Source organism: Lysinibacillus parviboronicapiens (genome assembly GCF_003049605.2).
Taxonomy (GTDB): Bacteria; Bacillota; Bacilli; order Bacillales_A; family Planococcaceae; genus Lysinibacillus; species Lysinibacillus parviboronicapiens.
Genome location: NZ_CP073713.1, coordinates 1,921,161 through 1,935,490, shown reverse-complemented (window position 1 = coordinate 1,935,490; position 14,330 = coordinate 1,921,161). Strand labels below are relative to the sequence as shown.

The window sequence follows — 14,330 nt, the reverse complement described above, 5'->3', positions numbered from 1 at the left end:
AAGAAAATACTTTTATTACTGGGCTAATGCCAGAAAATATTTCCTTATATCTTCTGGCAATTCATCTACTTCCAGCACTTTTAAATTCTTCGCTCCCGGTGTTGTCATGATGACAAAAGTTTTTTCCTCAAACTCAAGTAATGTAAATTGACCTATACGATTTGCTGAATGATCTTTTATGAAATGAAAGTCTTCCTCATTAAAATTTTCTTCATAACCCTCTAGCATTAACTTTTGTACCTCTTCGAAATTATCCAAAAATGAAATTTCTTGATATAATTCAAGTGAATTTTTAGTCGTAAAGAAATAGACATAGTACATTACTCCACCAACTATGACAAATATGACTATAAAGAAAGCACTCCAACCCATTGAAGTGATTTTCTTTGAGCTCCCCATTCGTAGCAACCCTCCCTTTCGACTGATTTAATAGTGTTCTTGTGACTTGGATATTTTTCTAGCATCTATTCTATTTTCCATAGAACCTAGTCTAATTGTTCACAAAAAGCTGTTATCTGGAGGTTTCACTTGAATTCCCCATTCTTAAAGTAACCAGCTAGTTCTTGATGTACATTCACATCCGTATTCATTATTTCGCATCCTCTGTCATCATAAATGTGAAAAATACACTTCGTCCTTACATTTACAAAGAAAATATCCGGTGCATATAGACAATATTTTTTTCTTAAGCGAGGATATAAGGATTCAAAGTCCTTATGTATGATTGTTTTTAGCAAGTATGCTAATTTTAATTCCGAAACTTTACACAATAATTCCATTTGCTGCACTACAACAGCTTCTTCATCAAATTGCCAAAAAAACTCGTGCATACGTAATGAATATTTTCTTTGTTGTGCCTTTACATAACGTTGAAAAAAGTTTGGATAAACGATGTTATTTGATTGACTTGGATATGAATTAACCACAACAAAGACGTCATCTGTCCTTTTAAACAACAAAGGAAAAATTTCAGCCACTTGTCTATAAACCTCACAAAATCTCTTCCTATTAAGTGTTCCATCTTCCTTAAACTGATAAATACTCTTCCCTAACTCCATATGGATGCCTAAATCAACTGACTGATAAATATCTGGTGTGACAGACAAACCTTTATAATGGTCGTCCATCCATTTCATTATTTGCATCTATCTTTCCACCTTATTTGCTATTTTCTAACCTCACAAGAAAAGTTCAGCTATTTCTTTCCTTTGTTTTACATATTTCTAAGTATAATTTTACTCTATATAAAAGAAACCGAAGTCTTAGCTCAGACTTCGGTTTTTCAATAATGAATTACAATCGTAATTAGTAGTCACATATCAACGAAATCGTTTTAACTGAAAAATCAGACTTTTATATCTTCAGATGTTTCAATAACATGACCAATCGAACCTTCTACACGACTGATTGGATCATAATTTCGCAATTTTCCAAAATCAAGACCTGTTAATTCTTCAATTTTTAAAACAGGTACTTGAAATGTTTTATATGCACCATAAGCATCTTCTAAATCATCAATTAAATGTTTTTGAGATTGTAAATACGCTGTAGCTGATAATTTTCCATCTTCCTTAACCATAACAGCTACTTTCCAAAATTCTGCTGGTATTTGTACGCCACGATATGTTACGTCATCACTACGAAATACTGGTCCAGTAAAAACAGTGGCTTTAAAATTAAATTTTTCAGCTTTTTCTAAAATATAATCCTCCAAATCAAGCCATGTCTTTTGATTAAGGTTTTTATGCTGTGGAGAACAATTTGTAAAATGGAATGTATCCTTATTTGCTTTCTGAGCTAAGTCCCCCCAAATAGGATCACGTCTACGTACAAGATGCCCTTTATCAATTTCATTATTGGCATATAACTCAGGACCACACTGATATTTTTGATCTATACGTGAATCAAAAAACCAATTATTTTCCCGTCCAACATCTACAAGTTTATTGCCATCAAGATTAACAACAGTATAGTAAGCTAATCGACGAGACTCACTCATAACAATTGAAAAATGTGTATAATTTAATATTTTTTCCCCATTTTTAAGAAGCGCTATATCTGTTTCCAATTCAGGGTGTAATGTAGGATGCGGAACTTCATAATCATCACCCAAAAATTCACAATCATGACCTGTAGAGTCTTCATACCAATCCAAAGCTAACTTCTCAGAAAATATCTCTTCGGAGGTATTTTCAACTAATTCCCATCCTTTTGAAAGCTCGTCAAATAATATCTTCTGATCGTCACTTAGATTTTGAGACTGATTCATAAGGAACTGTACAATACTACTAATGCGTATTCCCTCGTTTGCTATATATTTTGTCCTATCTTGCGGGTCAGGAACACCTGCATGGTGAAGTGCGATAACCATCCATTCATCATTAAATACAGCTGATCCAGATGAGCCTGGCTGTGTATCAGTTTCATATTGCACAAAATCATCAAAAATATCTAGAATTTTATTCTCTCGATTTGCTACCATCTTAGGTGCACCTGATGGATGCTGAATGATTGATACGTGTTCACCCACCAATACTTTTCCTTTATTTGGTGAAAGAGGTAAGAAAGCAAAGTCACTTAATTTTGCCCCGTCAGCGGATGTCTCTTCTACAGCAACTAATGTAAAATCAAGATTCTCATCTGTTAGAAAGAAACGATTTGGTGCTAAACGAAAATTTTTTATTTGTCGTTCTTTTAAATCTAGTCCCAACTCATAATTGAATTGTGCAAGACTAAATAGCGCAGCATCTTCATCTGCTAAAACATGATTATTTGTAAGTAATAAAGAAGGAGACACTAGAAAACCAGTACCATGTCCGCGAACCCTTCCGATCCGGTCGCGAACCTCAATTCTACAAACAGACTTAGCCGCTTTAAGTCCTGCTTCAAAATAAGAAATCGGAAATAAATCATTCCCTTCAATAATACGCTCTAACGCTAAACCATCTAGTGGATTAATAATTGCTTTCCGAAAAAAAACTCGTTCTGGTTTGCTTACTTCCAATGGGTTTTTATGTTGTAATTCACTTTTCAGATGTTCACGATTGTTGGAGCGTTCAATATAGCGATTCAGTGCATGTTGTTGTTGCATAGATATTAAATTTTGATTAAAAATTAAATCTATTTCGAATGGCATATTAGACATGTTGTTCATCCTCCAAAATATACATTTTTTTATATCATTTGTATAAATCTAAGTACCTTTTCTAATTCTGTTTAAAATAATATTTGTAGAAGTTCGCTTCCGAATTATTTTGAAACTTAAAAAGGATACATTTGTTGAATGAATTGCTTGTCTTTTTCCGAAAATGTTACTCCACCGATAGCCTCATAATCTCCAATTGTATGCTCATTTGGTATCGTATAAAGCATGATTGATGTTGGATCAAATTCTGTAAAACTTGTTAGGTTTTTATCGTATCGATTAAATATATTGTTATCCACATCCTCTTTGGACCAATTATTTGGTGGGCCCATATAATACGTATAAACAGCTTCTTTATCCCAAGGAATTTTTGCACTAGGATTTTGATGTTCGTGAATACACCCAAGCGCATGTCCAAATTCATGTAATACCACCCTCGAGTATTCAACTTCAGGAGTGTCTGGTTGCAGCCAACCATAATTCATTGTTGGCTCATTCTTAGCCACTTCCTTACAGGATGTTCCGATATACGACCAACTACCGTCATTCATATCAAATGCTATCCGTATTTCTGCGTCAGGATTATTTCCAAATTCTAATTTTATATTCGCGTATTGTTCCCATCTTTTTGCATGTTTTTTGACTTTTTCTTTCACTTCAGGAACTCCCTCTAAAAAACGAACATGTATTGTTTGGCCTGGTTCCCATTTATATTGATTAATAAGGCTTATTTCTTTAGAAAGATTAGATGGTATTTTATCAATACATACTTTAACTGTTTTAGACATAAAACCGCTCCCTTTCTATATTAAAATCAAATAATTCCCAATCTTTTCATATCCACTTAACTTTAAAAATTATGATATTATCAACAACTAATGCTAAATAACTAAATTAAGTTTACATATCAAAATTGAGGTGCCTTTTCTGAGTCATCGCCTATTTCCTCTATAAAGTGCTCAATACTCAACCAATTTCAAAATCACCGATCATTCTTGGCACGTGATATTGCATTGTTTCACAAACCCTATAATTGGAATTATATTCAAAAATACCATATTTTTCAATCATATTTATCTTTTTTGTTTCTCACCTCCTCCACTTAGCCTAGTTTCGTTACATTAGTTCTAGGTAAACATCTGTCCCTTCGAAATTGTAATTACTTAATAAAATCACTCACATCTTCGAACTTTATGGCGGGTGAGCATTTTTTGCTTCCTAACGACTTTCATTCATTGACAATTGTTTTACATTTCATTAGTAGCAGCAATTCAGACCTTGATTGTCAAAAAAATACTCAATGAGCATCTTTTTATGAGCTACTCCCAACTTCTAACAGGAAAAGAGTTTATCCTTCATAGGGTGATTTTGTACACAACTATAATGGAGCTAAACAGTTTTAAAACCCTTTTTGAGAATCTAAGTTCCCAATTTTATTGAAAAATTTGTTAACAATTAATAAAACATATTCCTACTTGTTGTAGAAATCTGCTCCGTTAGTACAATAAGTTCAACAAAAAAAGCATTAATCCTTCTTGGGACTGACCCCTGTATATAAGACAGAGATCAAAAAAGCATTTACCCAACCAGTTGTCGATATTGTACCGGCGACTGGTTGTTTAGTTTCGCTTTTTTTGGTTTTAAAACCCCGTCTACGGTTGTGATTCCTATTAGACGACACCGCAGACGGGTTTCAGGATTTCGACACGACGTACCGGTTCGGTTCATAGGTTCCCGCTAGAATTTGCGCTTTAATGGATTACCAATTTTCGAGGTGTGTTGACGTAAGGTTTGTACGGACATCATGTCTACTCCTTGGCTTCCTTTATTCGCTTCGACTCGCTTTAATGCTTGTATCATATTCGGACGTGCTAGAATTTGATTCAACATCACCATTACTTCCTATCAAGGGTTGAAGCGGCTTAACGACCTTTAATCAAGTAAATAGGCTGAAGAATCCACAAATATTTTTATAATACTTTTAAATAATTTGTATTGCTCATCATTTATCCAGTCTTCTTCATATTCAGCCATAAGCCACATCACTTCATCTAAAAAAACATGACTCAAGGCATATTGCCAATGTTTTTTTTCTAAGTCAGTTAAGGTGATCCACTTGGTATAGCCAGACAAGAATAATTTCCATTGTTTTGGATTAAACAAGGTATCTGGAGCTGTTTCTAGCTCATTATGAAATAAAAGTAAGGATAATGCTAAGTCAAATATTCGTGGAATCCATGTGGCATTATCGGGATCAATTAGGTATGGTTCAGGTGTATAAATTAAATTATTTGCTTTATAGTCATGTGGCGTAGCAACAAAAGGCAATTTTACCTCTTGCAATTGTGTCTGTTGGTCCACAGCTTGTATTAATTTTTCTTCCACCAAGTCAACATTCAGTTTGCGTTTTGTATGCTGAATATGTTGACGAATAGTTATCATATGATCTGTCACTTCTTGTTTAGTAAAATCAAAAACATCATAAACTGGTAATTGATAGTTATTGGTTTGAGGAGATAAATAATGAATTTTTCCTAATAATTGACCTGCTGCATAGATTTCTTCATCTTTTGCTGTATATGTATAACCTTCAATAAAAGGGTACATCACAAATACGTCTTTTTCGATACCTAAAGGATTTGTGAAAGTATCAGATTCAACTGGTGTAACAATATTTACTTGGGCCATGTTTAACGATTCTGTAAATCGCATCAATTTTCGAGCTGCACTTAATGGCGATTTTGTTTTCTTAATAATGACTTGTTGTTTTCCATATTGGACTTTATATACTGGGGAAAATGGATAAATGCTTATCGGTTCTTTATCTATTTCCAAACCAAATCTTTTTAATATGTCTTTTGTATTCATTCCTTCAACCCTTTCTAATGGTTAATATATGTTACTTACACTAACTATGGTAAAAACAAATGAAAATCAACTAAATATCTTAAAATTCAGACAGTTAGGTAATTTTTTAGCTCACCAATTTTTTATTCCAATTATCATTACATAATTAATAATGTCCTAGTAAGCCTTTTTGCTTAGCAAATTTTTCAGCTCTATTAAATACATATATTCCAGTTATAAAATAAATAAGAGAATTCAGTAATAAAAATACAATATCATTTATATTTAGAGATAAAATAGAAAAATTATTTATTGTTATTTCGCGGATTAATTGTAGACCATACATAAAGGGAGCAAATTTTAAAAATGGGGCTGTAGTTAAAGGAATAAAAGTCATTCCCATTATTACAAATTGAAATATTTGGATTAAATATCCTGATTCTTTAATAATAATAGTAATTGAAGAAATCAAGTAGCCCACGCCTAGTACCCCTATTAAAGTAATCAATAGTATTGGTATAATAGATAACAAATCTAAGTTTAAGTTTTGGCGTGTAGTTAACATAGCTAAAAATAATAAAATTGAAATGGATATCATACTAATTATGATTACACTCGTCATTCTTGTAATAAAAATAAACCAAAGTTTATATGGAGTAATTGTTAATTGTTCCAATGTACCTCGTCCAGCTTCATCAGAAATTTCCAACCCAATTCCCTGAGTTAAAGATAGAACTAGATACCAAAAGATATAATTCATAATAATCATTTGAATGTTATAATCCAGATTTTCTGGGTCGCCAATTAGAGATATACCTAGGAAAAACCCTAAGAAAACAATGTAAAAAATAATCAATTCGCTTATGGTATTAGGTAAATATCGTTTCATCTGTATCCATTCTCTTTTAAAGTTCACTTTAAATATATTGTATACTTCCATTTGCATTCTCATCTCCAATAATATTGAGGAAAACCTGTTCAAAGTTTATATCTCTTTGTTCAAATTTTTCAATAGGTACATTAAATTCTTTTAATATTTCTAATACTAAATAAATTTCATTATTTTCTTTTATATTAAAAATCACTTCACATTTATCTTCTAACTCAGATATTTGCAATAAGTTTAAAGAAGATAATAATTTGTCCCTTTGATGATTCTCTAACTTTTTAGTTAATGTTATAATAAAAGACTTTATTTCAAATACACTATTTAAATTCTCAATTGTATTATCAGTAATAATTTTTCCGTTGCTTATAATAATTGCTCTTGAGCACAACTGTTCAATTAATCCCATATCATGAGAACTAATTAATATGGTTTTATTTTCACTTTCTACGATTTGTTTTAAAAAGTGAATCATTTCTTTGTTCGATTTGACATCTAAACCTAAAGTTGGTTCATCTAAAATCAAAATTTCCGTTTCACATAGAATTGCAATAATAATTGCAACTTTTTGTTGCATACCTCTAGATAAATTTTTAACTAACTCAAATTTTTTATCTATTAAATTGAATGTTTTTAAAATAGTATTTATTTTTTCTGTTTTATTTTTGATTGAGTAACCTCTAATACCTAAAAAATATTCAATATTTTCTATTATAGATAAACGCCAGTATAAGTTTCTGTTACCCTCTAAAACAGTGCTAATGTACATTAAACTTTTTTGGGAGAATATCTTATTATTGATATATATATTTCCTCCATCTGGATTAATTAGTCCACATAATATTTTTATTAGTGTTGTCTTACCAGCACCATTCGAACCTAATAAACCTACTATCTCACCTTTTTGAATTGTCAGTGAAACATCGTCCAATACATTTACCCTATTAGATTTTGAGATATAACTTTTTTGAATATTTTCAATTTTGATCATTTCTACACCTCGTATACACTAATATTATTTGATATCGAATCTTATAGCATTAACAGTTGGATAAGACGCCTTCAATTCCGAAAAATCCTTATAATCAGATATTTCTTGCATTAATTCGATTATATTTAATAGATCTATTCCCTTTCTTATACCCATTGCAATTTTAAAAAGTCCTTTATTTTCGCTAGTATTTGGAATAATCACTTCGTACCTACTATCTCTAAATCCAAAACTAGAACCATGATAAAAATTAATCTTCCTTTTTTTCACTTCATATGATAAGACACCCAATAATAATCCATGATTATCCAAGTTATCCTCTCTTAAATGAAATACTACGAATGGTGATTTGGCCCAATCAACTTCAGAGAATAATGAAGGATATACGACTTTTTTAAATATTCCATTTGTATGAATTGTTTCAGCCATTAGTTTATTATTCTCATAGATAAGATTACAATAATCACTATATTTATTTTTATTAAATACAAATTCATTATCCAATAAGGCTATCTCTTGGTATGATAATCCAGCGCCTAAAATGGTTCTAACTTGTCTAAGGTAACCTGCAAAAGCTTCAGCACTTGGTATTGCTACATTATCTTTTAGCGTATAAACACTGATAGCTCCGCCGTTAGAGAACTCTAGTCCCTGTTGATCTAGTTTAAGAATAGAATGTACTTGGATAATTATAATGTTTGGAAAATACTGTAAATAACTAAGTATTTTCTCTAATTGATGATGGTTACCACTTAATGTTGTATCTAGAATTAATATTCTTAATCTATCAGGCGTACTATTAGACAGAATTTCTAGAAATTCATTCAAATCAAATACTTCTAAATCCCAATTATATCGTACCAATTCGATGAAAAATAAATCTGTATGCTCTATCACATCAAAGAATTCTTCTTGTGTTGGGTAATTTGTAATCTCAATCAATTCATTTCTATATAAGTCTGTTAAGACTCTAGTTTCAAAGTAATCTCGCCATGTACTAATGACCAATTTTTTATTTAACGACGGCTTATACATCGCAAAATAACTCTGCATGATAGTAGAGATTGCTGTCATACCACTTGAGCATAACACATTACTTATTTCCCAATTAGAAGGTACTTCTCTATACAGACTAATTTTATTTTCAAGGAAGTCTGGTTGTATATTTCTTTCATAACTAAAGTCAATTTTGTTAGATTGGGGTAGATTTTTAATGATATGTAAAGGCGGGGATTTTAAATGTTTGTTCGTAATATTTTGGACGTAATTCATCCAAATTTCTCTTAATTCCAAGGTTAAAGTGTTAATTTGGATAAACAATAATTCATAATTTTGGTGATTATTTGTGAAAATATAATCAATAGTCCCATCCAACTTTTTTTCCCACTCTTGGTATTCATTTGTGTCTATTTGATTTTTAAATAAACCTTTTAGCGCTATTAATTCTTCAATATTTTCTGATAATAAATCTTGATTAAAAGTCATAAATAATCACCTGCCTTAATAAAGTTATCATCTTTTAAAATCCATTCATTTGGTAAAGGGTATCCATGCATACTCCTCGCCATACTAGCTACATAGGCACCAACAGGAGTCATCAATAAACCATCATTGATTTTTAGGATTCTATGATTTTCTGAAGAAATAAAAATATCATTCTCATAGCATGTATTACCAGCTATTGTATGTTCTTCAGCATTTATTGAATCTGAGTAGCTTTGAACTAAAACAGGATATGCCCAATGAGTTAAATTCCAAGCAGAGCAATCTAATGTAACAATTCTTTTGTTATTAACAAAATCTGATGATTGCACTTTTGAATACAAATATCCGCTCATAGCTAAAACTAACATTCCAGGTTCAATTACCACTTTGATTTCTCTATTAAATCCCTTATTTATTAATAGTATATTTTCCTTGACAGTTTCCCAACTTTTTTTAACTTCTGTTTCGTCTGAATATAAATATGTTAATCCTCCACCGATATTGATTACTTCTAAATCTTGAAATCTATTAGATATTAGAGTGATATATTCCATTACATTTTTGATGACAGATGAATTTTGTAATTCTCCAAGATGGAAATGAATTTGTTTAATTTTTAAATTTTTATCACGCATATATTCAATGTAATCAGTTGAATCTATATCAATTCCAAATCTACTCTTTTCACCGTAAGTTATATCTGAATTCGATAAGTTCAATGGTACTTTTATTCGTATGCCTATTTCATTTAAATTATATTTATTTACATATTTTCCCAACTGAGAAAGACTATTAAAATCAGGTGTTATATCGCTTCTAAACAACTCTTCTAAAAATTCCTCGCTATATACCGGAGAAGTGGAATAAATGGGGTTTATTCCCACTTCTTTTGCTATGTTTAATTCGTGGATAGATGCTACATCAGCACCTAATCCTAAATCCGAAAGGATTTTTAATATATTCCTGTTTCTATTTGCTTTTATTGCAAAGCATAATTCTACATTAGGAATAATATCAATATCATTTTTTATTTTTAATACAGTACTAACAATTGAATTATAATCATATATAATAGCTGGTGAACTAATGCTTGGCTCACGTTCTAGTAAAATTTTCGGAATTTTAGGATGAATGCTCATTTTTTCTCCATTTCCATAGTAATTATTTTTAAAATTATATTTGATATAATTATCCCTTCTACTTCACTTTTTCCAGGTAAGAGTTCTACTACATCTAATCCAATTACTTTCACTTTTCTTACTATTTTTTCGATTATTAATAATAATTCTTTATAGTCGAAACCACCAGAGACAGGTGTTCCAGTTGCATTCATGATTAACGGATTTAACACATCAACATCTAGAGTTATATAATATGATATATCTGAATCTAACGTATCTATAAATTCTTCTAATATATCCAATATACTTATATCTGGATATATTTTTACTTTATTATTTTCATAATTTTTAGAAGTAATTTGTCTTATTCCAACCTGAATAACTTCTTCAACATTTTCTAATTCAAGAACTTTATCCATAAAGTTCCCATGATGTAAGTCCTCTCTCCAATTATTCATTTTCATAAGACCAAAATCTGAATGTGCATCAAACTGTATTACTTTAATTTTTTTATCTTTTGACACACCTGCAATACACGGATAAGCAATAGAATGATCCCCACCTAATGTAACAGGAAAGATATTTTTAGAGCTAAGTTTATAAATTGTGTCTTTTAAAGCATCGAAGTGTGACCCATTTTTAGAAAATACAATTGCTTTAATATCACCACAATCAGCTAATCGTATGTTTTCAAGCTTTTGAGTTCTATCAATTGGATCAAAATATCCTTCCAAACTAGTAGAATCATAATTATAAACTGCTCGGCTTACTTTTCTTAAATAGCTGGGAGCAAATCTAGTGCCAGGTTGATATGTAACATTCAGATCATATGGCATGCCAATAAATGCTACATCACACCAATCTCCACTTAGACATTCTTTAATAGATAATAAGGGAGTATTAAAAATACCGTTTTTATTATCTACTGTATTGGTTTGGGGATGATAGGGTTCAATGATACCTTCACCTATTAGATAGTCTAAAATCTCTATAGCTTTATTTTCATCAATATTATGATTCTTTTTCATTTTTTCAAAAGCTAACTCTCTGTTAACTGGAATGGTGAATATTGAAATAATATCTAACATATGCTCATTTAATATTACTTCCCATCCAGATTTATGTTCCCAAATTTTGCACTTATCGTTTTCTTGCAAGAAAACGATAGATTCTTTTACTTTATAAAATACATTCTTTTTCATTTTTCACTTCTCCAAGCTTATCTAAAACTCCATTTTTTAATAAGTATTCTTGTGGTAAAGGTATCTTATTAAATTGTCTTGAATTTGTAATAGTATATGCACCGAAAGCACACATCATCAATGTCTCACCGACTTGTATATCTTTTGGCAATAAGAAATCCATTGTATTTCCATTAGTGTCTCTACCAAAGATATCCCCCTCATATAAGGTATTACCTGCAAGTCTATATTCCACTAACTGCAGGTTCGAATATAGACTGTTAATTGGTATTACTTGTGGTTTGTGCCAAGGTGCTAAGTTCCATGCTGATGAGTCTAATGTAAGGATATCTATATTGAAAAAGTCATGAAATTCTTTTGCCATGATTTTAGTAGCAAAATATCCGCAACCTGCCAATAAAGCGCCTCCAGGTTCAAATCTAAATTCCATTTCTCTGCCGTTTTTTTCCTTCCAATTAATAACTATTTCTCTAAGTTTTAAAAATGCTTCTTTTGTTTCTTTACGATCTACATATAAATGGAAAAAACCTCCACCGAAATCAATTGTGTGAATATTTTCGTATTGTTCAGCTATAGATAAAAGGTAATCAGCTTTATATAACAATGATTCCGGTGTCATCTGCCCCGTATGTACATGTAATCTAGTTATATGTAGATCATATTTTTCAATTACTAGGTTTAAATTAGGATTGTTAATTTCGATTCCAAAGCGACTATCTTTTCCGTAAGTAGATTCTGATTCTAACTCTTCAGGTAAAGGAATTCGAATACGTAAACCGATGTTTGTATGTGGATATTTCTGACCGTATAATTCTATTTGTGATATTGAATCTAAATCAACAATCACATTTTCTGTATTAAAAAATTCTAAATCACTCAATGTGAAGGCAGGACCCGTTGATGTAATCTCTTTAAAACCTGCACATTTTGCAAGTTTATATTCCCCAACACTTGCCACATCACACCCTATTCCCCAATTTGCGTAGAATTTTAAAATCTCTGGCGTGTGTATAGCTTTTACCGCCAAATTTAATTTTGTATTTGGAACAATGCTAATGTCAGCTTTAATTCGTCTAATAACATCTGTCATTCCATTTAAATCATAAATAAGAGCTGGAGTTGGTATATTTTTAATTAGTTCAAATAATTGTTGAGGCGGTTGAGAATATAAAGGTTCCAAGTTTTTTTCAATATCTTTATTCATATGTTTTCTCCTTTTAATATTATTAGCTACTCAGAGATTCCGCTGAATAACAAAATTTTAAGTATTTATAGTATAAAAAACTTAAGGTTAAAATTTGTTAAAGTTATTTGGTTTAGTTAGTTCGTGGACGAGAACCACCTAAAATAGTTAAATCTAAGTTAACTACAGCAGCTGTAGTTTTCTCTACAGTAAATTGATTTTTTGTTTTCATGTATATCACCTCCTTATATTATTTTTCGTATTCAGCGGAATCTCTGAAAAGCTATTTTATTTACACTGTTAACTTTAACAAGAAAAAAAATTTATTGATTTTTTTCCTCTATATTACAATTGAGCGTCATATACTTTTTAATAGCTATTTTTTATAAAAAAACACTTATTAAATAATTTGGTTTTATAAAATAACCAAATTATTTAATAAGTGTTGGAATTCAAAAAAACAGATACGATATTAATAACTTACTGTATTTTTAGAGAGTTTTTTTATAAACTTTTTTAGATATTCCTCATAGTTTAAAGCATAATTAAAGGCTTCAACTTCCTCAAATATATGTATACAACGCTCAGCAATTGCTAGACCTTCATCATATTTGTTATGCATTTTAAATATAGCGTCGTAAAAGTTTAATATTATCTTTTCTAATATGAATGACTCTTTTATATCTTCACTTTTTAAAATATTTAAATATAATTCTACTTCTTTTAGTTTATTGTATTCTAAACACACTCTAATTGTATTAAAAAAAATTCCGTACATATCACGACGATAACTTATCATTTTTTTGAAAAGCATACTTTTCTTTATAAGTTCAGACGATAACATTATTACTGAATCTACTTCTAAAATATGCAATGTGTTTCCGTACAGAATTATTTCATACTCCCCCCATATTTCTACTTTCCATAAATAATCTATTATTAATTCAATATCCTTTTTTTCTACTCTTCTTTGAGTAAGATCCAAACAAATGGCCTGAATCATTATACTATTTAATTTATGAGTTAGTAATCCTGTATTTTCAAATTTAGAATTCTCGTCATCTATTAGTCTATTTAAAGCTTTTACATTCCCCTGCAAGTATGATTCCCTTAAATTTTCCAGCAATAATTCTAATCCATTGGCTTTGAATTCATTATTTATAATAATAAATTCATTAAATTTGACATTTATTCTGTTAAGTAATTCTAAGATTTTTGGTAAAGTGATTTCGGATTCATTTCTTTCAAACTTTGATAAATATGAAACTGATACAATTCCTTTTGCCACGAACTCAAGATTATACCCTTTATATAATCTTAATTTTCTAAAAGTACTTCCATAATTCATTTAGCCCCACCCTTTTTGTCATATATTACAAATAAATAAATAATTTAACTTCTTATATTATAATGTAATTATAATATAAGAAGGGATGTAACATATGAAAAAATCGAAGTTTTTGTATTTGC

General features: G+C 30.3%; 13 protein-coding genes. All 13 read right to left on the bottom strand.

Features of this window, described 5'->3' with window-relative positions; all coding sequences use genetic code 11:
- Window positions 1-15: 15 nt before the first annotated feature.
- Entirely contained in the window at window positions 16-399 is a 384-nt protein-coding gene (locus C9J31_RS09090; protein ID WP_238602016.1) for a hypothetical protein, read from the bottom strand.
- 125 nt (window positions 400-524) lie between these two features.
- A complete protein-coding gene (locus C9J31_RS09085; RefSeq protein WP_107948037.1) occupies window positions 525-1,145 on the bottom strand; it encodes a DUF3885 domain-containing protein in 621 nt (206 codons plus the stop codon).
- Between the two features lie 200 nt (window positions 1,146-1,345).
- Entirely contained in the window at window positions 1,346-3,145 is a 1,800-nt protein-coding gene (locus C9J31_RS09080) for a DNA/RNA non-specific endonuclease (RefSeq protein ID WP_107948039.1), read from the bottom strand.
- A gap of 116 nt (window positions 3,146-3,261) precedes the next feature.
- Window positions 3,262-3,933: a M12 family metallopeptidase gene (locus tag C9J31_RS09075; RefSeq protein ID WP_107926144.1), complete on the bottom strand. Its 672-nt coding sequence runs from the start codon at window positions 3,931-3,933 to the stop codon at window positions 3,262-3,264.
- Between the two features lie 949 nt (window positions 3,934-4,882).
- Window positions 4,883-5,035, bottom strand: a complete 153-nt coding sequence (locus C9J31_RS23580) for a hypothetical protein (RefSeq protein ID WP_238602015.1) — start codon at window positions 5,033-5,035, stop codon at window positions 4,883-4,885.
- 42 nt (window positions 5,036-5,077) lie between these two features.
- On the bottom strand, window positions 5,078-6,013 hold the full coding sequence (locus tag C9J31_RS09065) for a phosphotransferase (protein WP_107948041.1): 936 nt from the start codon (window positions 6,011-6,013) through the stop codon (window positions 5,078-5,080).
- 145 nt (window positions 6,014-6,158) lie between these two features.
- Window positions 6,159-6,938: an ABC transporter gene (locus C9J31_RS09060; protein ID WP_107948043.1), complete on the bottom strand. Its 780-nt coding sequence runs from the start codon at window positions 6,936-6,938 to the stop codon at window positions 6,159-6,161.
- Window positions 6,910-7,869 (bottom strand): ABC transporter ATP-binding protein, encoded by a 960-nt coding sequence (locus C9J31_RS09055; RefSeq protein ID WP_107948045.1) that lies wholly within the window; start codon window positions 7,867-7,869, stop codon window positions 6,910-6,912. Before C9J31_RS09055 ends, C9J31_RS09060 begins: the two co-directional genes overlap by 29 nt.
- A 24-nt stretch (window positions 7,870-7,893) precedes the next feature.
- Window positions 7,894-9,354 carry a PLP-dependent aminotransferase family protein gene (locus C9J31_RS09050; protein ID WP_107948047.1) on the bottom strand — a complete coding sequence of 487 codons (1,461 nt, stop codon included), beginning with the start codon at window positions 9,352-9,354 and terminating at the stop codon, window positions 7,894-7,896.
- Window positions 9,351-10,493 (bottom strand): hypothetical protein, encoded by a 1,143-nt coding sequence (locus C9J31_RS09045; RefSeq protein WP_107948049.1) that lies wholly within the window; start codon window positions 10,491-10,493, stop codon window positions 9,351-9,353. The genes C9J31_RS09050 and C9J31_RS09045 overlap by 4 nt, the downstream gene beginning before the upstream one ends.
- Window positions 10,490-11,677 (bottom strand): arginase family protein, encoded by a 1,188-nt coding sequence (locus tag C9J31_RS09040; RefSeq protein WP_107948051.1) that lies wholly within the window; start codon window positions 11,675-11,677, stop codon window positions 10,490-10,492. The genes C9J31_RS09045 and C9J31_RS09040 overlap by 4 nt, the downstream gene beginning before the upstream one ends.
- Window positions 11,655-12,881 carry a diaminopimelate decarboxylase family protein gene (locus C9J31_RS09035; protein ID WP_107948053.1) on the bottom strand — a complete coding sequence of 409 codons (1,227 nt, stop codon included), beginning with the start codon at window positions 12,879-12,881 and terminating at the stop codon, window positions 11,655-11,657. Before C9J31_RS09035 ends, C9J31_RS09040 begins: the two co-directional genes overlap by 23 nt.
- 451 nt (window positions 12,882-13,332) lie before the next feature.
- Window positions 13,333-14,208, bottom strand: coding sequence for a helix-turn-helix domain-containing protein (locus C9J31_RS09030; protein ID WP_107948055.1), 876 nt, complete (start codon window positions 14,206-14,208; stop codon window positions 13,333-13,335).
- Window positions 14,209-14,330 lie beyond the last annotated feature (122 nt).